Source organism: Saltatorellus ferox, from assembly GCA_007751475.1.
Classification (GTDB): domain Bacteria; phylum Planctomycetota; class UBA1135; order UBA1135.
Genome location: CP036434.1, coordinates 603,088 through 625,351 on the forward strand (window position 1 = coordinate 603,088; position 22,264 = coordinate 625,351).

16 protein-coding genes are annotated in these 22,264 nt (G+C 67.1%); 12 read left to right on the top strand and 4 right to left on the bottom strand.

The features are described from left to right. Positions 1-15: 15 nt before the first annotated feature. From Poly30_RS02235 to Poly30_RS02250, 4 genes are all read left to right on the top strand, one after another. On the top strand, positions 16-738 hold the full coding sequence (locus Poly30_RS02235; RefSeq protein ID WP_145194393.1) for an RNA polymerase sigma factor: 723 nt from the start codon (positions 16-18) through the stop codon (positions 736-738). Beyond that, the gene (locus tag Poly30_RS02240) at positions 735-1,307 is read left to right on the top strand and encodes a hypothetical protein (protein WP_145194394.1); all 573 of its coding nucleotides are present in this window, start codon (positions 735-737) and stop codon (positions 1,305-1,307) included. The genes Poly30_RS02235 and Poly30_RS02240 overlap by 4 nt, the downstream gene beginning before the upstream one ends. Then, on the top strand, positions 1,307-2,428 hold the full coding sequence (locus tag Poly30_RS02245) for a magnesium transporter (RefSeq protein ID WP_145194395.1): 1,122 nt from the start codon (positions 1,307-1,309) through the stop codon (positions 2,426-2,428). Before Poly30_RS02240 ends, Poly30_RS02245 begins: the two co-directional genes overlap by 1 nt. Before the next feature lie 150 nt (positions 2,429-2,578). Next, the gene (locus Poly30_RS02250) at positions 2,579-3,976 is read left to right on the top strand and encodes a Gfo/Idh/MocA family protein (RefSeq protein ID WP_145194396.1); all 1,398 of its coding nucleotides are present in this window, start codon (positions 2,579-2,581) and stop codon (positions 3,974-3,976) included. Here the strand turns inward: Poly30_RS02250 and Poly30_RS02255 are convergent. After that, positions 3,954-5,453, bottom strand: a complete 1,500-nt coding sequence (locus Poly30_RS02255) for a DASH family cryptochrome (protein ID WP_145194397.1) — start codon at positions 5,451-5,453, stop codon at positions 3,954-3,956. The two genes, Poly30_RS02250 and Poly30_RS02255, sit on opposite strands and share 23 nt — an antisense overlap. A gap of 131 nt (positions 5,454-5,584) precedes the next feature. On the opposite strand from Poly30_RS02255, the gene mnmH reads away from it, so the two are divergent. The 6 genes from mnmH to Poly30_RS02285 all read left to right on the top strand — a co-directional run bounded on the left by mnmH (position 5,585) and on the right by Poly30_RS02285 (position 12,359). Beyond that, positions 5,585-6,739, top strand: coding sequence for a tRNA 2-selenouridine(34) synthase MnmH (gene mnmH, locus Poly30_RS02260; RefSeq protein WP_145194398.1), 1,155 nt, complete (start codon positions 5,585-5,587; stop codon positions 6,737-6,739). A 53-nt stretch (positions 6,740-6,792) separates the two neighbouring features. Further along, the gene (locus tag Poly30_RS02265; RefSeq protein ID WP_419190864.1) at positions 6,793-8,187 is read left to right on the top strand and encodes a peptidase associated/transthyretin-like domain-containing protein; all 1,395 of its coding nucleotides are present in this window, start codon (positions 6,793-6,795) and stop codon (positions 8,185-8,187) included. A 27-nt stretch (positions 8,188-8,214) separates the two neighbouring features. Continuing rightward, positions 8,215-9,150 carry a hypothetical protein gene (locus tag Poly30_RS02270; protein WP_145194400.1) on the top strand — a complete coding sequence of 312 codons (936 nt, stop codon included), beginning with the start codon at positions 8,215-8,217 and terminating at the stop codon, positions 9,148-9,150. Positions 9,151-9,175: 25 nt separating this feature from the next. Further along, a complete protein-coding gene (locus Poly30_RS02275) occupies positions 9,176-11,113 on the top strand; it encodes a carboxypeptidase-like regulatory domain-containing protein (RefSeq protein WP_145194401.1) in 1,938 nt (645 codons plus the stop codon). 74 nt (positions 11,114-11,187) lie between these two features. Then, the gene (locus Poly30_RS02280; RefSeq protein WP_419190865.1) at positions 11,188-11,532 is read left to right on the top strand and encodes a DUF2188 domain-containing protein; all 345 of its coding nucleotides are present in this window, start codon (positions 11,188-11,190) and stop codon (positions 11,530-11,532) included. A 95-nt stretch (positions 11,533-11,627) separates the two neighbouring features. Beyond that, on the top strand, positions 11,628-12,359 hold the full coding sequence (locus tag Poly30_RS02285; protein ID WP_145194403.1) for a HugZ family pyridoxamine 5'-phosphate oxidase: 732 nt from the start codon (positions 11,628-11,630) through the stop codon (positions 12,357-12,359). Position 12,360: 1 nt separating this feature from the next. Here Poly30_RS02285 and Poly30_RS02290 read toward each other — a convergent pair whose 3' ends face one another. Together Poly30_RS02290 and Poly30_RS02295 are read right to left on the bottom strand one after the other, a co-directional pair. Further along, positions 12,361-13,992, bottom strand: a complete 1,632-nt coding sequence (locus tag Poly30_RS02290; RefSeq protein ID WP_419190866.1) for an SBBP repeat-containing protein — start codon at positions 13,990-13,992, stop codon at positions 12,361-12,363. A gap of 308 nt (positions 13,993-14,300) precedes the next feature. Next, on the bottom strand, positions 14,301-16,538 hold the full coding sequence (locus Poly30_RS02295) for an alpha-galactosidase (RefSeq protein ID WP_145194405.1): 2,238 nt from the start codon (positions 16,536-16,538) through the stop codon (positions 14,301-14,303). 216 nt (positions 16,539-16,754) lie between these two features. Between Poly30_RS02295 and Poly30_RS02300 the strand changes: the two genes are divergently transcribed. Together Poly30_RS02300 and Poly30_RS02305 are read left to right on the top strand one after the other, a co-directional pair. Next, positions 16,755-19,088 carry a hypothetical protein gene (locus Poly30_RS02300; protein WP_145194406.1) on the top strand — a complete coding sequence of 778 codons (2,334 nt, stop codon included), beginning with the start codon at positions 16,755-16,757 and terminating at the stop codon, positions 19,086-19,088. A 137-nt stretch (positions 19,089-19,225) separates the two neighbouring features. Beyond that, positions 19,226-21,037, top strand: coding sequence for a hypothetical protein (locus tag Poly30_RS02305; RefSeq protein ID WP_145194407.1), 1,812 nt, complete (start codon positions 19,226-19,228; stop codon positions 21,035-21,037). Here the strand turns inward: Poly30_RS02305 and Poly30_RS02310 are convergent. Next, positions 21,021-22,256, bottom strand: coding sequence for a glycosyltransferase family 2 protein (locus Poly30_RS02310; protein ID WP_145194408.1), 1,236 nt, complete (start codon positions 22,254-22,256; stop codon positions 21,021-21,023). The genes Poly30_RS02305 and Poly30_RS02310 overlap by 17 nt on opposite strands. Between the last annotated feature and the right edge of the window lie 8 nt (positions 22,257-22,264).

Consider the following 22,264-nt stretch of genomic DNA (forward strand, 5'->3'; position numbering starts at 1 on the left):
TTCATGTAAGCACCCATGAATCTCCGCAGCGGCTCTGGCGAGGAGTCGATCCAGCCTGTCTCGTCCTCGCACCCTCGGGCCGCCGCCACGGTCCGTCCGGGGAGCGGAGGCGCCGAAACCGAACTCGGTCCAGCACCGGAGCGCGGGGAGGAGGATCGTGGTGCCGCGCTGATGCTTCGCTGGCAGGCCGGCGACGAGGGCGCATTCGATCAGCTCGTTCACCTCTACTCCGGCCATGTCTTTTCCCTGCTCACTCGCTTCCTCGGTCGCGCCCACCCCGGGCGAGAGGACCTCGTGCAAGAGGTCTTCCTGCGCGTCCTCGGAGCTCGGGATCGCTACGAGGCGACGGCGCAGTTCTCGACGTGGCTCTACAGCATCTGCTGGCGGATCTGCATCAATGAATCGGAGCGTTCGTCGCGGCGCAGCACCGCGTCGCTGGAGGGACTCGGCGGGGCCGACCGCGACGGGCATGGGCTTCAACTCGTCGACGAGGCCGCGCCGGATCCGAGCAACGGACTCGAGCGCGGAGACCTCGTGCTCGCTGTCCGCTCGGCGATCGCCGACCTGCCCGAGACCCAGCGCATCGCGCTCGTTCTTTCCCGCTATCACCAGCTCTCCCACGCCGAGATCGCCTCGGTGGTCGACTCCACGGAGAAGGCCGTCAAATCCCTGCTTCATCGCGCACGCGAGACGCTGCGCGCCACTCTTCAACCGCTGATGGAAGAAGAGACCCCATGACATCTCATCACGACTTCAAGGGCCGGTCCCTGGACGACCTGCTCGGGCTCGACCCCGAACCGCTATTCTCCCCCGAGGCGCGGGCGAAGCTCCTGCGTGGCCTCGCGGACGCGCGCGTGGATGCGGCGCTCGATGCCGACGTGGTGGTTCCGCCTGTCGGCCTTGCGGAGCGGACGATTCGACGCGTCCGCGGCGAGAGAGCGCCCGTCGCGCGCGGGCAGCGCGCGCCGCGGCGAAGGCTCGTCGCGATTCCGCTCATGGCGGCGGCCGCGGCGCTGGCGATCTGGACCTTCCGTGGCGCGGAGGGGCCGACGGAGAATGGCCGCGCGACTGCAGAGGCCACGATTGCCAAGACCGCAGGGGCCAAGTCCATGGCGGCCGAGAATGGGGCCAGCGAGCCCGTCAGCGACGAACTCCTCGCCTCGCTGACCGTGCTCGAGAACCTCGAGTTCCTCACCGAGGAGCTGGATCCGCTGGAGGCCGATGCTCTCTTCCTGCTGAGCATGGACGATCAGGTGCTGCTCGATCTGCTGGATGCCGAGCCGTCGAGTTCGGAGGAGGGCTTCTGATGGCCGTTGCGATCCGTGTCGGTACTTCGCGAGGGCTGATCCTCTTGGCGCTGCTCGTGATCCTGCTGGTGACCGTTTTGGCCCCTGGCGCGCAAGCACAGGCGCGGATCGGTGACGTTCCGGCTTCCGATGTCGAGGCGAAACGCGCGCGCTGGGAACGCCTGAGCGACGCCGAGAAGGCGGAGCTTCGTGAGCGATTCCAGAGGCTCCAGAAGTTGCCCGAGGGCGAACGGTCGAAGCTACGGGAGCGCGCGCAGCGTTTGGCGGGAGAGATGGCCGAGATCGAGGCGTCCCTGGGCGAGGAAGAGCGCGCCGAACTCGACGCTCTGGCGCCGGGTGATCGAGCCAAGGAGCTCCGCCGACTGGTGGCCGAGCGTGCCCGCAACGCGGCGTCCCGCCTCCGCTCGCGCATGACGCCCGAGGAACGCCAGAGCCTCGAATCGGCGAGCCCCGATGAACGAGCGAGGATTCTTCGGTCGATCCGAGAGCGTGATCTGTCGCGCCTGCCGGAGCACGTGGCGTCCCTGGGGGAGGAGCTCGGTCTTTCGGTGCAGGAATTGGGACGGATCCGCGACGGATCTCCGGAGGAACAGCGGGCGGCGATCGCGCGGCTCCTGCGTCGCCGTGTAGAGAAGCAGGTGAAGGAGCAGGGGCTGCCCGACGGGCTCGGTGAGGCGCGCTGGGAGCGGCTTCAGAAGACGGAGGACGAAGCATTCTTCCGGGCTCTTCAGTCGATCCGGCGCCGTCACCCGGGCTTCGGAATCCCTCGCAAGCGGTGGGAGGCCCATCTGAGGCGCAGCGAGTCGCTCGCCGAACGGCTCGAGACGATGGTCGCTCCGGACGCCGCGGACCGCGCGCGGTTCCCGAAGCTGCCGGAGCGCCTGCTCGCGCGCCGAGTGGTGTCGCTGCGTCGTGGGCGTATCGAGGATCTCGTGATCCGGCAGGCCAAGCTGGGGCCGGAGTCTTCGGAGCGGCTCCGGGGTCTCCCCGATCGGGACTTCCTGATCCTCCACGCGGTCATGGTCCGCGTGCTGCGTGAAGGGGGCGACCTGGCGACCGCGCTCGGTCGCTGGTTCGACCGCGCCGAACGCTCGGGTCCTGGCGGCGAAACGAAGCGATAGCTCTGTGGGGGGCATGGCCCTACGCGGCACTTGAAGAGCGAGGCGGATCGGGGCGGGACGTATGACCTTCGCAACTCGGCGTGTGCTCGCACGCGGTATCGATAGAGTAGGCGGGTCCGGCGTCTCCATCTCATCACTCATTCTTCACCCATGCACGAGCCCCGCCCGAATCGTCTGATCACCCGCCGCGATGTCCTGAAGGACACCGGCAAGGTCTCCGCCACCGCTGCCATGGTCGCCGGCGGATTCGCCAACGTGCATCCGTTCAAGCGAGAGGACACCATCCACGTGGCGCTCATCGGCTGCGGTGGGCGAGGTAGCGGCGCCGCCAAGAACGCGCTGTCCGTGAAGCGCGGGCCGGTGAAGCTGGTCGCCATGGCGGAGGTGTTCCCGGATCGACTCAAGACGAGCTACGACGCGCTCGTCAAGGAGTTCCCGGAGCAGGCGGACGTTCCCAAGGAGCGTCAGTTCCTCGGCTTCGACGGCTACAAGCACGCGATCGACTGCTTGAGGCCGGGCGACATCGCGATCTTCGCGACGCCGCCCGCCTTCCGCTGGGTGCACTTCAAGTACGCCATCGAGAAAGGCGTCCACGTCTTCATGGAGAAGCCCGTCTGCGTCGATGGCCCCACGGCTCGCAAGATGTTCGCGCTGTCCGAGGAGTCGAAGAAGAAGGGCCTCAAGGTGGGCGTCGGGCTCATGTCGCGCCACAGCCGCGCGATGACGGAGCTTCACGACCGCATCCGCGGCGGTGAGGTCGGCGAGATCATCTCCCAGAACGGCTACCGCATGCAGGGGGCCATCGCCACGTTCCGGTCCGAGCCGAAGCCAGAGGGCATCAGTCACCTGGAGTACCAGCTCCGCCGCTTCCACGGCTTCCTCTGGGCCAGCGGCGGCGGGTTCAACGACTTCTTCATCCACATCATCGACCAGCTGGTCTGGATGAAGGGAGCTCTTCCGGTCAAGGCCCAGGCCCACGGCGGACGCCACTACCGAACGAACGGCGACGGCGTTCCCTACGTCGACCAGAACCTGGATACCTACGGTGTCGAGTACACCTATCCCGACGGCACGAAGATGATGTTCTCGGGCCGCAATCAGCCAGGCTGCGAAAGCCGATTCTACAGCCACCTGCACGGTACGAAGGGTTCGGCCATCGCCTCCGCGAACAGCGACTGCGGTCTGCCTTCCAGCATCCATGAAGGCCACACCCTCAGCCGCGGCAGCCGTATCTGGACGTCCCGCGTCGCCGAGGACGAGACCAACCCCTACCAGAACGAGTGGGAGGACCTGATCGACGCGATTCGCGATGACAAGCCGTTCCACGAGGCGCAGTACGGGATCGAAGCGTCGCTCGTCTGCAACCTGGGCCGAATGGCGGCGCATACGGGCGTCGAGGTGACGTACGAGCAGATGCTCGCGTGCGAGCACGAGTTCGCTCCAGGCGTCGCCGACCTGACGGTCGACTCGGACTCTCCGCTGATGCCCGGTGAGAACGGGCTCTATGCGGTTCCTGCGCCGGGTATCAAGACGGACCGCGAGTACTGATCCGAGCGGCGGCTCGCTCCCAGCCAGCGCGCTGCTCGCGCTGGCTGGTCTCCAGGTCGACGATCGGCTCGGGATAGTCGCGGCCGAGGACGATGCCTGCCTCAGCGAGGCGGGCCGCGCTCAGTTCCCAGGGCGTGTGGATCTCGTCGTGGCGAAGCGATGCGACCTCCGGCACCCAGAGGCGCGCGTGATCTCCTTGTGGATCGTACTGGCGCGCCTGCTTCGGGATGTGGAAGTAGCGGAACCCGCGGGCGTCGTTGCCGACGCCCGCCACGTAGTTCCAGTTGCCGTAGTTCGACGCGACGTCGTGGTCGATGAGCTGCGATTCGAACCACTCGGCGCCGAGGCGCCAGTCGAGGCCGAGGTTCTTCGTGAGGAAGCTGCCGACGTTCTGGCGGCCGCGGTTGCTCATGAAGCCGGTCGCCAGGAGTTCGCGCATGCTCGCGTCGACGAAGGGATAGCCGGTTCGGCCCAGGCGCCAGGCTTCGAACAGGTCGCCATTGTGCTTCCACTCGACCGGGAAGCGCTGGAGTCCGCCAGGCTGAAAGACCGCCGCGCCGTGCTTCCGGACGATGAGCTGGAAGTAGTCGCGCCAGAGCAGCTCGAAGGTCATCCAGTACGTGGACTCGTTCGCGCCTTCGGCTGCCTCGTAGTCGACTACGGCGGCCTGGACCGTCCGGCAGGAGAGGCAGCCGAGCGAGAGCCAGGGGGAAAGCTTGGCGGAGTCGTTCCGTTCGACGAGGCCGTTGCGCGTTTCCTTGTAGGTGGAGAGCTTGCCGCTCGCGAGGTAGGTGCGCAGGCGCTCGTGCCCGGCGGCCTCACCGCCGCGGTAGCGCAGGATCGCGCGCGGGTCGTCGGTCGGCTCCTCCAGGCCGAGGTCCGTGAGCGATGGGATCTCGCCCGGGTCCACCGCCGGAGGTCCCGGGAGTGCCGAGGGGGCGTCGAGCGGCGCGGCGATGGTCGCGTACTTCTCGACGCGCTTGCGGAACGCGGTGAAGACCTCGGGTAGCTTCTCCTGCTCGAAGGGGTACTCCGCGTGCAGCGTGCGATCGTGGTGGGACACCACGTGGACGCCGGCGCTTTCCAGGGCACGCCGCAACTCGTCTTCGACCTGCCGCTCCTCGGTGCCCATGAGGCGGTGGAAGTCGATCCGCTGAAGCCCCGTTTCCAGGGCCAGCTGTTCCAGGACGCGCGCGGGCGATCCGCGGCGTACGATCAGGTCCGAACCGAGCTGGCGCAGGGTCGCCCTGAGCTCTTCCACCGATTCCAGCAGGAACCGCGCCCGAAACGCGCCCGTGCGGGGCCACCCCTGGAGCGGCGCGCGCTCGAACTCACGGTCCTCGAAGCAGTAGACGCCCAACAGGCCCGTGCCCAGACGTCGCGCCTCCTCGGCAGCGGCCGTCAGCGCCGGATGGTCGGCGACTCTCAGGTCCTGCCTGTACCAGACCGCGATCGGCCCTGAACCTTTCTCCTTCATGGACGACCCTTCGCCCGCGCATGCGGCTCGGACGCGATTCGCTTCCATGTGGGGCCGGGTACTTCCTGAACGAGCCCACCGCAGCATGGCCTGGACGTTAGAGTTCGCGGGTGCCGACTCCGCCCAGCCAGATGACTGCCCAGGTCCCCTTCGCATCGTTCGACGCGGTGAAGGACCTTCTGAACGATGCCGGCGGATGCGTGATCGACCTGCGCGCGCCCTCCGAGTACGCCGACGACCACGTCCCGGGTGCGGTGAACGTGCCGCTGTTCGAGGACATGACGCGTTCGTTCGTCGGGCTTCTCTACAAGCAGTTCAGCCCGGAAGCCGCGTTCCAGGAAGGGCGCGCGGCGGTCGTGGAGCGGGTGGACGGGATGGTCCAGGAGATCGCTGCGCACACGGGCTGGACGGTGCCGCCTGCGGACCTTCGGGGGCGCGTGATCGCCATGACCGAGGGGGGCATCGTGAAGATGGAGGCCGAGCTCATGCCGGTGCCCGTCGAGTCGATTCCGGATGATGCTGTCGTGCTGCACTGCGCGCGGGGTGGCCTGCGGTCGCGGAGCGTCGTGGCGCTCCTGCGGGTCCTGGGCTTCGAGCGCGTGATTGGACTGGAGGGAGGCTACCGGGCCTATCGGCAGTCCGTGATCCAGGACCTCGCTGGCTGGACCCCGCCGAGGAGGGTCGTTTCCCTCCGCGGTCTCACCGGCGTCGGCAAGACGCTGGTGCTGCGCGAGATCGAGCGGCTCCGCCCCGGCTGGACGCTGGACCTGGAAGGCCACGCGGGACATCGCAGCTCGCTGCTCGGGATGGTCGGCCTGGAGCCGGTCACCCAGAAGTCGTTCGAGTCCCAGCTCGCGGAGCGCGCGAGCCGCGGCTTTCCCGACGACGTCATGGTGGTCGAGGGCGAGAGCCGCAAGGTCGGTGACGTGATCATCCCTGGACCGATCTGGGAGTCAATGGGCAAGGCCACGAACGTGGAGATCACCGCGTCGATTCCGCGCCGGATCCAGGTGCTCGCGGAGGATTACCTTCGAGACCCGAGCGCGCTGCCGCTCCTGCGCGAGCAGCTCGTGGCCGTGGCGGATCGCATGGAGGGCAAGCCGGAGCTGCCGGAGATGCTGGACCGCGGCGAGATCGGACCTCTCGTGCAGATTCTGCTGGAGCGCTATTACGACCCGCTCTACCGGCGCAGCGAGGAAGGGAAGGAATACGTGGCCTCGATCGATGCCGAAGACGAAACGGTCGCTGCGGAGCGCGTGATCGAGGCGATCGAGCGACTCCGCTGACCGCCGGGTAAGATCCGAGGCAGCCACCTGCTCCTGCCAAGGGATCGATGCCCATGAAATTCGCTGCTCTCGCCGTTCTGACTGCTCTCGCCGCGGTGTTCGTTCTGTGGTTTTCGCGGGACGTGGCACCACCCACCGTGAGTGCTTCCTCGGAGACCGCGGAGAGCGAGTCGATCGTGGACGAACTGGATCCGATGACGGCCGTCGCGGCGGTCGAAGCCGATCAGGAGCGCACCCAAGCGACGTCCGTGGAAGTGGTGGAACAGGTCGCCGAGATCGAGGCCACGCCCGAGGCCGAAGCGGGCGATCTTCGCGTTCGCGTGCTGGACGAGGCCGGTGAGCCGCTGGGGGACGTGCCCGTGGCCGTCTTCCGACTGCGCACTGGGTCGCGATCGGATCGGATGCAGGCGGTCACGGACCATGGAAGCGGGGAAGCCGCCTTCACCGATGCCGCGGCCCGGTTCGCCAGGGAGGCAGAGTCTTACCCGGGCTCCACCTATGAGGTAGGGCTGCACGTACCCGGTCTCGACATCGAAGGCGTTCCAATCGATCCATTGGCTTTGCCCGTTGAAACGCTCGAGCTCACCATGCCGGACCACGGCTCCCTCGAAGTTCGCATCAGGGACGCGAGCGGAGCTCCGGTGACCGAGCACAGCCATGTCTTCGTCACACCGCTCTTCCAGAGCCCTTCCGAGCCCGGTCGAATGGAGCGAGGTGAGCGCTACAATGTGAGGGCCGATGGACGGTCCGAGGTCTCCCTCCCCTACGCCGTCACCGGGCAACAGATGCGGGTCGAGGTCTATGACGAGGGCGTCCTCGCGGGTGTCCACGAGGACATCGTGGCGCTTCGTCCGGGCGAGCATCGCGTGGTCACCCTCGTCTGTCGTGAGACCTTGCCCCATGTCATCGGACGAGTGGTTTCCGCCGATGGTCAAGCGATCGAGGCCAGGTCCCTGGACGTCCAGTTCACGCCCAGGGGGAGCACGTGGGTCGAATTGGGGCCGAAGGGTGCCTTCGTTCTGCCACTCTCCAGGCTGCGCGCCGAAGCCGATGGGCGCTTCTCCGCCGCGCTGAGCGTGCAGCTTCCGGGGATGGAGGGGAACCGACGCGTGGGCAAGGTGCTTTCGGGCCGCTTCGACGCCGTGGTGCCGCCGCCCGAGAGTCCTTTGGACCTGGGAGCCATCATCCTGCGAGAGCCTGCGGTCTTCGTGTCGGGAACCGTGGTCGACGGGGAAGGTGAGCCTCTCGAAGGCGCGTACGTTAGCCTCTATATGAAGTTCAACCAGCGCGAAGACCCGGAGGACTTCGGCTGGAACTTTGCAGGGATCGACTACGTGTATTCGGATGCCGAGGGGCGCTTCGAGGTCACCGTGGATCGTCCGGTGGGTGAGTATGCGATCCGTGCGCACGCCGAAGGCTTCGTCGATCGTGGCGCCGTGCGTTTTTAGTCGGGGACGCGAGACCTCGCCCTGCCGATGGATCGCGAGAGCTATCTCGGCGGAACGGTGCGGCTCCCTGAAGGGGTCGATCCTTCGAAGTGCCGGGTGGTGGCGGATCTGCCCGACGCGACGCGTGAAGAGAAGACCTATGCCCAGTTCACCGCTCCCGTCGACCGCCGGGGGGCGTTCACGATGTCCGGCCTTCGTCCCGCCGCCGTTCGGCTGAACCTGCAGTACGGTGCGGAGTACGCGAACGTCGCCAGCCTGACGGGTCTTCTGCCCGAGAGCGATCGGGAAACGATCCTGTCGCCCTTGGATCCATGGGACGTGCGGGACGAGTTGCGCATGATCGCGTTCGAGATCCGGATGGCCGACGGCCAGCCGGCGCCGCGCGCGCTCGTGGCCTACGGCGGCGGTTCCCTGCCCGTCGAGCGCGGGCGCGTCGAGACGCTGGTACGTACGGCGGAGAACGATGACGTTCTGGTCGTGGCACCCGGGCACAGACCGACCACGCTCTCCGCGCGTTCACTTCCCGAAGAGATCCAGCTGGTCCGCGGCATCCCGGTCCGGGTCGGGATCGAGTCGGCGCTGCCGGCCCTTCCGGACGGAGCCGAACTCACGGTCCGTCTGAGCTGCGAGAGGTCGAGCTGGCTGCCCTGGACCGGCAAGGAGTTGAACCAGGGGTTGGTCCCTGTAAGACCGAGGGCTTCGCTCTGGGTGGAGGAGGTCGCGATCGATCCGAGCCAGACGGAGTGGACGGTGCACGTGCCGAGCGCCGGTTCCTACCGACCCGACTGGACGGTCCGTCATTCGATCGGCGACGACGTCCTCAACGGAAGGCGCAGTCGGTCGTTCTCCACGCTCACGAAGGGCTACGAGATCCAGGTCGAGGACGGCAGGAGCGACGGCGCGCTCTTTTGGGTGAAACCTGATCTGGAGAGGGCGCTAGAGGCCATGAAGGTGCCGGATTGAGGGTGCCGACCTGACTCTCTCCGACATGCCCTTTCGTCCACTCGCTTTCTGGTTCGTTCTGCTGGCCTGTGTCGCTGCAGTCTTCCATGGTCACAAGGGGGATCCATCGAGGGCCTCCGTGGAACAGGAGAGCTGGACCGGACCAGGCGACCCCATGTTCTACGTGCCGGACGGCGATGCGACCGTCACGTTGACCCTGCGCTTTCCGGAGGACGCGAGCGACGCGGAGAAGCTCGGGCTCGTGGGAAAGAAGCTCTTCCTCATGGGGCGCTCGGAGCTGGCGCACGGTCCCTACGGAGAGGCGCTGGACGTGACCGTGGGCGAGGATCTGACCGTTCGCGGCAGCCAGCTTCATCAGTGGATCTATGAGCTCAGCGTTTCGGGCGGGAGGAGTATCTTCAGCGTCGATAGAGCGCTCGGACCCTTTCGGGTGAAGCGTGATCAGTTCTTCTATCCGAGCCGGGGCGAGCACGCGGGCGCGGAGATCGAGCTGGTCCGATGGGAAGATCTCTCGGGAATCGTGGTCGATGCGGCAGGCGAGCCGGTGGCGGATGCCAGGGTCGTGGCCTCCTGGGGGCGTCGCTCCATTCATGGCGTGGGGATCCGCGAGATCCGGCGCGCGGATGCGAGCGGGCGATTCCTGTTCGAGCGGATGCCGCCGGAGCCTGCCGTCCTCACGGCGGAGGCTGAGCCCTGGGAGCGAGCCGGGCTGCACGGCGACGACCTTCGCGAAGCAATGAAGGCCGCGGACGGCATTCGGCTTTTGCTCGAGGTCGAGGAGTCGGCGCGTGCGAAAGCAGTGGAGAAAGAGTCGTTGCCCACGACCAAGCACACGCTGAACGGCGTCGTCTCGGGTCTCTCTGCGGCGGAACTCGCTGACTGCATCGTTGGCTTCGCGCCGACCAGCAAGGTCCCGCGCGATCCGCTCCCGGCCTCGACCATGCGGGCCAGTTGGTGGCGGCGCAAGGAGGTCGCACCAGAGCCGGAGAGTGGCGCGTTCGTCTTGGAGGGCGTGATGTGGGGCCCGACGACCGTCTGGGCCCAGATTTCTCACGGCTCGATCGTTCGTCGATCCGAGCGCGTCGAGCTGAGGGCAGACGCTGAGACCGCGCCGATCACGCCTTCGATTCCTTCACCGGGTGGCGTGAGCGGGAAAGTGGTGCTGGGCGACGGATCGGGCCTCGCGGATGCGGTCCTGATCATCGAGCAGACGAGCGGTAGCTCCGTCCTCTCGCTCGGCAAGGTGACGACGGACGCCGAGGGGGCGTTTCATCTGGGTGGGCTTCCGCCCGGGACGTATGGCGCCACCATCGAGAACGATCGCTTCGTTCTCTCGGGAAGCTCGGACCGGGCCGAATTCACGGTCGCCGCCGGGGAGGTCCTGAACGACGTCTCGCTGAAAGCAGTCGAAGGCGGCTGGATCGACCTTCAGATCCTTCACTGGACAGGGGATCCGATCACGAACTTTCAGGTCGAGTTCTCCGTGCTGAGCCATTCGAAGGGACGGCTCCGACGCCGTTCGCAGAGCGCCACGGAGGAGGACCTCTTTCATCTCGGACCGTACGAACCGGGGATGTATCGCGTCCAGAGATCGCTGAAGAGCGTGAACCGCCATGCAGAGGTCGCGTTGTTCAGGGATGTGGAGGTGAGAGCGGGCGAGGTCACCCGGGTCGTTCTCGACGACCGGACCAGGGCTTTCGACGAGTGGCCGATTCGCTGCAAGGGGCGCGTCCTCGAAGACGGTGAGCCCGTCTTGGCGGCCGTGGTGAGAATCGGCGACGAGGTGGGGGAACTGGGGCGCTGTTTCACCAATCTCGAGGGTGAGTTCGAGCTGGTGCTGTCCTCAGCGGGGTCGTTCACACTCGAGGCTCGAAGAGGGGGGGCGAACGGTCGGTCCGCGTCTCGCACCGTGGAACTGGTGGCGGGCGAAACGATGTCGGTCGACTTGAGTCTGGTGCGGTAGCCGCTCACGCAAGCAGTAACGAGGTTTCAGGCGCTGTTGAGCGCGGCCTTATCCGCTCATGCGCTGATATGTCCATGAGTACCACCATCTATCACGTCGTCCCGGACGGCGACACCTGGGCCGTGAAGCGTCAAGGCGCTCTCCAGGCCTCACGCCTCGCCGATTCGCAGGGCGAAGCCATCGAGTACGCCGAAGCGTTCGCCCGCAATCAGGCGCCTTCCAGCGTGATCGTTCACGACGAGGCAGGCATGATCGAGTCGCGGAGCAGCTTCGACGCCGACGATCGCGAATCCTCCAGGTCGATCGTCAAGCACCCTGCTTTCCTGCTCGGGGCTGGCCTCGCGGCGGGTTTGATCGGCTTCACCGCTTTTGCCATGACGAGCGATTGGGGCAAGTCGCGGCATCGCCCCTGGAACTGAGCTGCCTTCCAGAGTCCCACGTAGCCCGCAGCTCCGACCCGTAGCTACGAAAGGAGCACCGTGGAACCCCAGGTGCCGGGTAGAGTGATCGACCCATGAGCGACCGCAACACCCGAGCGGAGCAGGCGTCGATGGCGCGTCGGCTCGTCCGATCCGTCGACGGCGGCATCCTTTCGACGATCTCCGTGGAGATCGAGGGCTATCCGTTTGGCTCCGTGGCGCCGTTCGCGCTGACTCACGAGGGCCGCGCCGTCGTCTACGTCAGCAGCATCGCGCAGCATACGAAGAACATCCTCGCGAATCCGCGGGTGTGCCTGACGCTAGCGTCGGAGCCACGCGCCGGTACGAACCGTCAAGCGATCGGGAGGGTGACTCTCGTCGGAGATGCCGTACCCGTGCCGGCCGATCACGTCGAGGCGGCGGGTGAGCGCTACTTCCAGTTCTTCCCGGAGTCCCGGGCCTATGCCGGGACCCACGACTTCCGCTTCTTCTGGATCGAGCCGCGCCGCATCCGGCATATCGCCGGGTTCGGGCAGATCTTCTGGGTGGAGCGCGAGGACTGGTTGCTGGGCTCGCCGGACTGGCATGCCGAAGAGGCTGGCATCCTGGAGCACATGAACGAGGACCACGGCGACGCCGTTGCTGCGATCGCGGCGGACCTTCTGGGGAAGGAAGTCTCGGACGCGAGGCTGATCGCGGTGGATCCGGAGGGCTTCCACATGCGCACCTCCGACGGCGTGGTTCACGGCTCGTTCGAGAAGGCTTGCCAGACGACGGATGATGTGCGCCAGGCCTTCATTCAACTCGTCCGTGGCGCTCGAGCGTAGCTCAGAAGAAGTGGACCGCCACGCCAGGGCTGAAGTTCGACGTTACCGTCGGATTTGCGTCCCGGAACCACGTCTGGAAGTTCCAGGTTTCTCCGGCCTGCGCGCTCACGAATCCAAGAGGTTGGGGCAGCGCCGAAAGATCAACGGCGAGTTCGATGACGCCGTTGCCGCCTGAGTTCTGCACCTGGCCCGGACCGACGAAGCGGCCGACCGCGCCGCTGACGCACAGGTTTCCCTGGCTCCCGGAAGGATTGGCAGCGAACCCCTGCGTGCGGCTGGCGAGGACGTAGCCGAAGACGAACCGCGGCAGGGATTCGCAGCGGAGTCGCAGGCGGTTCATTCCGACGGCGCTGGAGCCGAGCGCCATGAGTGCAGCGGGCGCACCGGTCGAGTTCGCGGGGGAGCTACAGTAGGTGGCGGCCAGCAAGCTGTCGAAGCTCGCAACCCAGGCGTCGTCCTGGCCAGCGCTGGGCCCGGCGAGTTCGTGGCCCGTGCTGCCACCGAGGAAGAACTGACCGGGCTGGAACACGGCCACGCCCGAGGCGCGATCCGCGGCCGTGGAACCGAACTGTCGAAGCCATGTCCGATCCCCATCGAGGTCGTAGCGTGCCACCCAGGCGTCGAGGCCGCCGAGGGACGAGGCGCCGAGCACGCCGGTGGTGGAGCCCGTGAGGTAGATCCCGCCCGTCAGGTCGCTCGCGAGATCCGCGCAGGCATCGTTCTCGGGAGAGCCGAACTGGCGAAGCCATGTGAGGTTGCCGAACTGGTTGAAGCGAGTGATCCAGACGTCGCCGCTGCCCGCGCTGGAGATACCGAGGTCACCGTTAGTATTGCCCGCCACGAAGATGCCGCCGGCTCCGTCGAGCGCAACGAGCGGTGCGCTTTCGATGTCCATCGAGCCCCACTGCTCGCCCCAGATCGGGTTCCCTGCCAGGTCCAGGCGCGCCACCCAGGCATCGGACTGGCCGAGGGCGGACCCGAAGAGGTCGCCCGTTGTGGTTCCGCAAAGGTAGAGGCCGCCCACACCGTCGACCGCGAGGCCAGTCGCAGTTTCGGTGGCGCCGGAGTCGTACTGTCGGATCCAGGTGACGTTGCCGGTGGCATCCAAGCGCGCGAGCCAGGCGTCGTTCAGGCTTCCGGAAGTTCCGGAGAGGTCCCCCTGGGTCGTGCCACACACGAACACGCCTCCGGCGCCATCCTCGGCGACGGCGAGGCAGGAATCGAAGACGGTCGATCCGATCTGCGTCAACCAAACCTGCCCGCCGGCGGCGTCGAAGCGTCCGACCCAGCCATCCGACCCCCCCGCCGAGGGGCCGCCCAGGCTACCGTCCGTGGTGCCACACGCCAGAAGTCCGCCCGTGCCGTCGCTCGCGGCACCACCGATTTCGTCTCGTCCGCCGGATGCGATCGTCTGGGTCCAGACCTGCTGACCGCTCCCGTCGTAGCGCGCAAGCAAGACCGTGCTGGGCCCAAAGACGGCGGCCCCGGAGCCGGTGGCCACGAAAACGCCACCCACACCATCAGCAGCCACCTTCGCTCCCGACTCCACGTCTGCCGTTCCGAACTGGCTGATCCAGTTCGCGCTCTGTGCGCCGGCGAGCGTCGCAAAACCCAAAGAGAGCGAGATCGCCACGGACCGGCCAACGACCGTAGCCACGATCTTCTCCCATCCAGCGCGTCGTACGAGCAAACGTCCCATCGGTCCAGCTCCCCCCATGGTACCGGCCCCACAGCATTCATGGGCGCCAGGGCCAAAGAGCCACCACCATCACCCTCCCCAAGCGACACAAACGGACCAGGTCCATCCGTACCGGAACAAACGGACCAGGTGCAGACGTACCGGAACAAACGGACCTGGTCCGTTTGTTCCGGTACGTCTGCACCTGGTCCGTTTGTTCCGGTACGGATGGACCTGGTCCGTTTGTTCCGGTTCGGGGGCGTTTAGTGGAGGTAGGCCCAGGACATGGCTCTTGCTGGGACCTGGACGGATAGTGTGACGTGGAGTCCCTCCAGCTCTTGGTTGCCGGGATGGAGGAGGGCCGGGCCGCTCGTTTTGGTGGTTTGGCGGATACCGGTGAGGTCCAGCGGGATTTTCAGCGCGCGCTCGATCGGCTCGTCCAGGGGGTTGAAGATGACCAGCATGCCGCGGGGCTCGCCCTCCGGCGCGAAAGGGTCCGCGTGCAGCATCCAGTCCAGGTCGCGGCCGTCGGCGCGGCGGCCGTGGACGAGGTCCGATTCCAAGAGGCGGCGGTGCTTCTTGAACCAGGAGACCGCGTCCTTCACGACATCGCGCGTGGCTTCCGTGTCATAGAGCCGCGGGCCCCGGTAGCAGGCTTGCACGCCCATCGCGAGGTTCGAGATCAGCATCTGCCGATAGTGATCGAGGTGCTCCGCGAGCGGCTCGATCGTCGCGGCGGCGCCGCCGCCCTGGTACTCGGTCAGCGGCACGAACATCCAGCCCATCGACGGCGTCTTCGTCCACGTCCCGTCGAAGATGTTCTGGCGCGTATGGAGCACCTGGGCCGCCCGCGGCAGCGACCAGTTCACCTCCCGGTACCCCATGCCGCACTTGTTCGCTCCCGCGTGATAGTAGTGGTCCGGCACGTTCAGGTAGATGCCGCAGCCACGGCACCAGCGGTAGAACTCGTCGATCACCTTCCACTGCGCCCAGACCGAGTTCTTCAGGCCCGTCTGCAGGGGCAGCCGCTCGGCCGCGTCCGGCGTTCCCGGATACGAGCCGTCGTGCTCGAGGAGCATGAAGCCGGTCGCAGCGTAGAAGCTCTCCAGCGTGTCGAAGTACGCCTGGCCCCAGGCCGAGGTCAGCGAGGGGCAGCTGCCGTGGATCTCGGCGCCGGGTTCACCTGTTTCTGGATGGATGCAGTTGTCGCCCGCGGGCTCGATCCTGCGCGACGAGAGCAAGGAATACCCGCCGATCTCGATGCCCTTCGACGCCGCGTAGTCGGCGTACCGCTTCATCTCGGCCAGATACTCCGGGCTCTGGTTCTCGATGTTGAATCCCGAGCCGAAGGTCAGAATGACCATCTCGAATCCAACTTCGGCGCACTGATCGATCGCGTTCTTCACCGTGTCCCAATCGGACCAGCGCACGTGCATCATCAGCGGGTTCTCGGTCACCCACGGCGCGACCGTTCTCATCAGCCGCCGCCGCGCCATGCCGTTGCGCTCCCTGCCTTCCTCCTCGTGCGTGCTCAGCACGTAGGTGCGGTAGGACGTGAAGGCCTCCCCGGGCGCGACCGTGGCCGCAGGTCCGATCGCCGGCGAGACCTCGAGCAGGCACGGGGTCTTGCGCTCGTAGTTCACCTGGCTCTGGAAGGTCGGGTCCACCTTCCAGCGAACAACGTGGCTGTTCGCATTGTGGTAGGTCATGCCACCGAAGGCGAAGTCCGTCTCCACGTGAAGGGACGGCACGGGTTGTGCCACGCCCCGGGTCTCGACCCAGGATGAATGCTCCACCACGCGCAGCGTTTCCGTCGTGATCGAATCGATGACGAATGGCTCGACGCCTCGATTCTCCACCGTGATCCACTTCGCGTAGGCCGGCAGACCGTCGAAGAGCGCGTGGTGCACGCTCACGAAGGCGCCGCCCGCGGAAGGATCCGTGGGCTCGAAATTCAGCGTGAACTCGATGCCCTCGGGCGGCCACACGGCGTCGGGTGCGCAGTGTCGAACGGCATTCGGCACCCAGGTGATCCCCGCGTCCCCGATCGGACCCGTGCGGACCCCGACCAGTCGAAACGCACGGGCGCCCTCGCCCTCGAGCGCCCGCTCGCCCGCTTCCACGGCGCGCACCCAGGCGGGATCAAGGAACGCGCCGCCCGCTGGAGCCTTGGCGCCTCCCACCTCCAGTCTCTCGCCGTCGATCTCGATCACCGCCTCTGGCGCGATATCGCGGAGCCAGCTCTTCCCGCAGAAGCCGAGGTCGTCGAGCGCGATCGTCGCAAGACCCGGCTCGTCGCCGGGGCCAAGGAGGAACGTCCGCCGGAGCAACCCGTTGTCGAGGTAGATCTGCGTGCTCCCTCCGTTACGGAAGACCCCTGCCTTCCACGGGGCGGGCTGCGTGAGCCAGTCCGTCGAACCGGGATGGACCCGATCGGAAGGGAGCACTTCGAGGGAGGAGACGCCAGCGACCTGGGCACAGAGGATCAAAGAGAGAAGCATCGGGGCAGTCTAACCACGTGCTCGACCCTTCCCCGGGTAGCGGTGTGCGGAGGGACCGTTCGGATCCAGCGCGCGCTGACGCCATCGCGTACCCTGGGGCTCCAGGTGACCGCTTCTTCGCCACGGTCAGCTGAACATTCGCCTATCCCTCCAGAGCCTTCCAGAGCCATGGTTCCTCCCGGACCTGTCCAAGGCGCGTCTTCCCCGAGCTTTCGGGTGCGCGTCACGCTAGCCCTGCTCAGCCTCGCCGCGTTCATCCTCAGCGTGGTCCTCGCGCCCGAGCACGGGCTGATTCGCGATTCGCTCCAGAACGGCCAGTCGACCTACAGGCTCCCGGCCTGGAAGTGGCCCTACATGGACGGCGCAGGCGTCGGCTACACCGACCTCTCGCCCGAGCGCACCGATCTCGTGCTCGAGGGGGTCGTTCGCAGGCCGAGCGCGGACTCGGAAACGTGGCGCATCCTCTACCGCGGCGACGTCGAGGTCTCGCTCGACGAACAGGAACTGCTCGTCGCGGAGGGCGCCGCGCCCGGTTCGACGGTCCAGGTCCGTGCGACCTGGTCCGGAGAGTTCGCCAGGCTCCGCGTCGTCATGCACCCGACCCGCAACGAGCTGATGAGCGAGCCACGCCATGGCTTCGCCATCCAGTCGGAGAACGCCTTTGGCGGCTGGACGCTGCTCGGGGAAGACCGACTCTTCGCGGACGTGCCCACGCCCGGCGTGGCGTCCACCGTCGCGCGCTGGACGTTCGTTCGAACGCTCAGCCTCTGGCTGCTCCTCGGAGTCGCGCTGTACTCGCTGGTGACGACGTTCCGAAGCGCCTGGCGCACCACACCCTCCGCGGTCAAGCTGGCCGTCGCCGTCTTCACGGCGGCTTTCCTCACGCGCGCCATCGTGCTCACGGATCGATTCGCCGTCGATCCACGGCTCTGGACGCTGTCTTCGAACGGCGACAACTACGTGCTCTTCGCACGCGCGACGCTCTCCGGTGGCCCGAGCGCCGTGCACGGTGCCTACTACGGACCCGGCAACGTATGGTGGCTCATGGCCGTGACGTCTGCGATTGGTCCGGAGCTCGCCAAGCTATCGTGGGTCAACGTCCTGCTAGGAAGCGTGAGCGTCTCGGCGCTGGCTTACGCAGCGGCACGCGCACGCGGCCTGCGCGCCGGGGCGTTCGTGGGGCTCTTCGCGAGCTTTTACGGCCCGCTGGTGTTCTTCCAGACCTCGCTCCAGGTGGCCGCCGTGGCGACCTCGGCGATGGCCCTGCTCATCGCCGCGGTCCTCCGGCATCACCATGAGCCCACCCCGGGACGTGCGTTCACCTCGGGGCTCTTCCTCGGCGCGGCGGCCCTGGCGCGGCCGACCCATCTGGCGCTCGCTCCCGTTCTGTTCTTCGTGTTCGTCCTGGGCCGCCGTTGGCGCGATGCGGCGCTCCTGACCGTCGGCACCCTCTGCGTCGTTCTTCCCCAGACGGCACTCAATCAGACGAGCCTCGATCACTCTCTGATCAGCGCCAACGGCCCCATCAACCTGCTCCTCGGCAACAACACGGATGCGAGCGGCGACTACAGCCGCACACCCGCGTTCTTCGCCGCAAGAGACAAGGCGCGCGAGAACGGCGAAACTCTTGTTCAGGCCACGAAGGACGAGATCCTGGAGGATCCCGTTCGCGCTGCCGAGCTCTTCGTTCGCAAGTGCGCGCTTCTGTTCCTGCAGGACGAGACCGACGGAATGATCTCTTTCCCCGTCCAGGGCCTCGAGGCTTCGCCGTTCCTGAGGGCGATCACGTGGAACGGGAGGATCGGGATGGCGGTCCTCGCCTGGCTCGCGTTCTTCGGCGCCGCGGCCGCGCTGATGCGGGACAGGCTCCCGGCGGACCGCCTGGCCATCACGGCCGTCATCTGCACGGCCGCCTTCGGTCTGGCGACGGCCGCCGTCTTCGTGAACGCACGCATTCGATCGCCTGAGATCCCGCTCCTGATCCTGCTGGCCGCGCTCGGCCTCGACCGCCTTTCGTCCCGCCAGCTTCGACTGCGTTCGGCGATCTTCGCGGCGACCCTCGCCACCGCACTCACGATGGGGGTGACGCTCGTGCTCACCCACCTGCCCCGCAAGCCAGTGCTCGGTGCGCTGCCATCCGACGCCGTGGCGCTGGAGGCTGCGCCGGGCGCGGGCCTTCAGCTGATCGGCTACAGGATCGAACCTGAAGAGTTGATCGCCGGGCGCCACGCCTACGTCACGCTTTTCTGGCGAGCGGCCGGCGAGTCAAGGGACGACGCCAAGGTCCGCGTCTCGATCCTGGGGATGAACGAGGGGAAACCCCTGTCCTCGGTGAAGGAGGACATCGGCACGGTCCAGTTCCCCCCTCGGCCCCCGTCGACCTGGTCGCCAGGCGCGATCGTTCAGGAGGCCTACTACGTGCCCCTCAGGCGGACCTGTCCCGACGCGGTCCGGATCCAGGCGACGTACGGCTCGGGGGAGTCCCGGGATCTCGGTGGGCCCCACCGCGTCGCTCCACCGCGACCCCTCCAGGGGCGAATATTGGACTGACGTAAGGGCTACCAACGAAGGGAGGGCGGAGGACGTACGGTCGTAGTGAATCGCCGCGTGTTTGCCCCACGCGAACACCCCCTGCCGTGTTCGGCCCGCCATAATCGCCCGACCATCCAAGCACCTTCAACCACTCCATGATTCTCGCCGCCTCGCTCGCCGCCCTGGGTGCCCTTTCGCTGTCGCCCTCGGGGGCGCCAGAACCCGTCACGCCTGCCCTCACCTACTCTTCTGCCGCACCCCGCGCCTCGACAGGTCAGGACGCGAAGAAGCTTGCCGAGCAGCTCGCGTCCGATCAGCCCGTGGCCGAGCGCATCGCTGCTGCCCAGGGACTGGCCGGCCTTGGCAAGAAGTCGGCTCCGGCGCTGTCCGCCATGATCCTCGCGCTCAACGACCCCGAGCCCCAGGTCGTCGATGGGGTCCTGGTCGCCCTTCAGGCGGTCGGAAAGGACGCTCGCCTCGCCCTCCAGGACATCCTTGCAACGGGGGAGTACGAGGGCCAGGAGGTCTCAAGTCCCGTCGCGGCGCGCGTGCTGCTCGGCATGGGGAAGGTCGCGAAGACCGCGGTGTACGAGCACATGGATTCCATGGAGATGGGCCGCGACAAGATCCGGTTCATGGCGGCCATGGGCCTCGATGGGCTGCCCTTCATTGCCGGAGCCCTCGGGGGGGAGGATCCGGAGCTCGATCTCGCGATCATGCGCTCGCTTCGGCGCGAGGCGGTCAAGGAGACGAGAACGCCGGAGTCCGTCGCGCCCGCGCTGGAGCGCATCACCGACACAGCGACCAGGCTGGCTTTCGAAACGGCCTGGCTCCAGAACCCGAAGAACGAGTTCATCACCCAGTACGGCGCATGGGTCGCCAGCGACAGCCCGATGCTGGTGGACACGGGCCTCTGGGCCCTCGGTCTGATCGGCAAGGACGGTGCTGCGCACGCGGACGCCGTCGCGACCCATCTGGATTCCGAGGACCCGATCACGGCCGCCACGGCCATCTGGGCGCTCACGAGCTTCCTGGAGCCCGGGCCAGGGCCCGTCGTCCCCGAGATCCCGGCGACCTTCCCCGGCGCTTCCGCCGAAGCTGCGGCCCGAATCTCCGACTCCATGGAGGACGACGTGTTCCTCCTCTGGCGGGAGACGGGCAAGCCGCTGGGCTACCGCGGCCGGATCGGCTCGAAGGCGCGAGAGTTCTGGGGCCTCGCGCCGACCTGGACCGGCAAGCGCTTGCCCGTCCCGCCGACGCCTGATCGTTCCAAGATGCCTGCTTCGATCCTCGGGCTCGAAGATCGCTTCTTCGGGCTGGCGAGCGGCCGCGACGAGCTTCTTTCGCGCCTGGCATCCGACGCGCTCGTCGCGCTCGGAAACACCGAGACACGGACCCGCGACCTCTGGCTCAAGTGGCTCGAGGGTCGTGACACCGCGAAGATCCAATCCGCGCTGCTCGGCCTCCGCGCGATCGGCCGCGATCTGATCATGATCGAGGAACAGCCGGAGATCACCTACGAAGGTCTCGTCGCGAAGCACCTCAACCAGCCGGAGACGATGGTCGCCGCGGCCCAGGTGCTGACGAACATCCAGACGCCCTCGGCCTGGGCGTCGGTCGTGAATCAGATCTCGATCCTCGAGGGCAAGCCGCCCCTCGGGATGGTGCTGGCGATCAGCCGCTACGACGTCGAGGCGCTACGCCCGTACCTGCCGCAGATGCAGGATCTGTACGAGCAAGGCAACTACATGTTCTCGGCTTTCCTCATCAAGTTCGGCGCTGAAGCGCTGACCTCGTTCGAGAAAGAACTCGGGTCGAACCTCATGGATCGACAGATGGTGGCCGTCGAATCGCTGGGGCACATCGGCAAGGATGCGCGCGCTCTCCTGCCGCGGCTGCGATCGATGAAGAGCAAGAACACGATGGTGCAGAAGCTGATCAACGACGCGGTCAAGCGGATTCAGTAGGGGAGTGGAGCGGATCGGCTGGCGCGGCTCGGCGTAGCTCCTTCAGCGAGTAGCTCGTGTCGCGCCAGGAGATCCTTCCAGTCGTGACAGCGCCGATGGCCGAGCGCCAGAGGACGGCGAGGAACGCCAGGATTCCGAGCGGAAAGAAGAGCGCGCTCGTGCGGGGCAGTTCCGCCGAGCGCGCGGACTCCGCGGCGCCGACGAGATGGAGCGCCGCCACGGCGGCGCCCAGTCCACGCGCCAGGCTCGAGGCTCCGGTCCAGTCCGAAGGGAACGCGGCGACCACGAACGGGCCGACGACGACGAGCAGCAGGAAGACCGTGGCTGCCACTGCCAGGGTCCATGAGTAGTTGATGCCCGCGAAGGTGTTCTTGTGAAGGCCACGTAGCATCGCGCGAAGGCTCGGGTACCACGTCAAGGAGGCGACGTCGCCCGCGAAGACGAAGGCCGAGCGCCCGCCCGCCGCCTTGACTGCCTTCCCGAGGCGAAGATCATCATCGATTCGCATCGCGATGGCCGCGTGGCCGCCGGCCCGCTCGTACGCGCTGCGGCGCACCAGATTGAGGGCGCCGATGCCGACGTGGGCGGAACTCTGCGGGTTCGGGACGCTCCAGGGGCGAGTGAACAGGCCGAACAGCACGCCGAAGGCCGCGATCTGGCCGGCGAGAGCCCAGGACGCCGCGTGGACACGCGGTGCGCCCGCGAGGTGGTCGAGGCCGTGGTCCTCCAGGTGGGCGATGGCTCCTCGGACGCCGCCCGGTTCGAAGACGACGTCCGCGTCGGTAAAGAGCAGGTACTCGGGCGGATCCGGATCGGCGACGGCCGCGGCCACGCCGACCGCGAGAGCATGGTTCTTTCCCAGCCAACCAGGTGGGAGATCGGTCACGTGCTGGACCAGGAGACCGGGCTCTCCTTCCGCAATGCCCTCCAGGATCGCCCCCGTGCCGTCGGTGGAGCGGTCGTCGACGACAACGATCCGGAGCCCCGGGTCGAGCTGACTCAGGAGCGACCTCAGCGCCGGTTCGATGGTCCTGGCCTCGTCGCGGGCGGCCACGATGACGGCTGCGCGCGGCCCTGAAGGGATCCTCACCGCGAGCCCAGCTGGATCCACGGAGGGATGGAGACGCGCGATACGCCGCATCCGTGGCAGGACGACGGCGGATCCGACGAGCGTGCCGCCGAGAGCGGCCAGGGAATACAGAAGAAGGAGGTCTGGCACGGTGCAAC

What these genes read in the sequence shown, in the direction of transcription:
- Poly30_RS02295 (WP_145194405.1), bottom strand. Translation starts at nt 16,538, where the DNA reads ATGCTTCTCTCTTTGATCCTCTGTGCCCAGGTCGCTGGCGTCTCCTCC.
- Poly30_RS02285 (WP_145194403.1), top strand. Translation starts at nt 11,628, where the DNA reads ATGAGCGACCGCAACACCCGAGCGGAGCAGGCGTCGATGGCGCGTCGG.
- Poly30_RS02275 (WP_145194401.1), top strand. Translation starts at nt 9,176, where the DNA reads ATGCCCTTTCGTCCACTCGCTTTCTGGTTCGTTCTGCTGGCCTGTGTC.
- mnmH (WP_145194398.1), top strand. Translation starts at nt 5,585, where the DNA reads ATGACTGCCCAGGTCCCCTTCGCATCGTTCGACGCGGTGAAGGACCTT.
- Poly30_RS02245 (WP_145194395.1), top strand. Translation starts at nt 1,307, where the DNA reads ATGGCCGTTGCGATCCGTGTCGGTACTTCGCGAGGGCTGATCCTCTTG.
- Poly30_RS02265 (WP_419190864.1), top strand. Translation starts at nt 6,793, where the DNA reads ATGAAATTCGCTGCTCTCGCCGTTCTGACTGCTCTCGCCGCGGTGTTC.
- Poly30_RS02270 (WP_145194400.1), top strand. Translation starts at nt 8,215, where the DNA reads ATGGATCGCGAGAGCTATCTCGGCGGAACGGTGCGGCTCCCTGAAGGG.
- Poly30_RS02305 (WP_145194407.1), top strand. Translation starts at nt 19,226, where the DNA reads ATGATTCTCGCCGCCTCGCTCGCCGCCCTGGGTGCCCTTTCGCTGTCG.
- Poly30_RS02280 (WP_419190865.1), top strand. Translation starts at nt 11,188, where the DNA reads ATGAGTACCACCATCTATCACGTCGTCCCGGACGGCGACACCTGGGCC.
- Poly30_RS02250 (WP_145194396.1), top strand. Translation starts at nt 2,579, where the DNA reads ATGCACGAGCCCCGCCCGAATCGTCTGATCACCCGCCGCGATGTCCTG.
- Poly30_RS02255 (WP_145194397.1), bottom strand. Translation starts at nt 5,453, where the DNA reads ATGAAGGAGAAAGGTTCAGGGCCGATCGCGGTCTGGTACAGGCAGGAC.
- Poly30_RS02235 (WP_145194393.1), top strand. Translation starts at nt 16, where the DNA reads ATGAATCTCCGCAGCGGCTCTGGCGAGGAGTCGATCCAGCCTGTCTCG.
- Poly30_RS02240 (WP_145194394.1), top strand. Translation starts at nt 735, where the DNA reads ATGACATCTCATCACGACTTCAAGGGCCGGTCCCTGGACGACCTGCTC.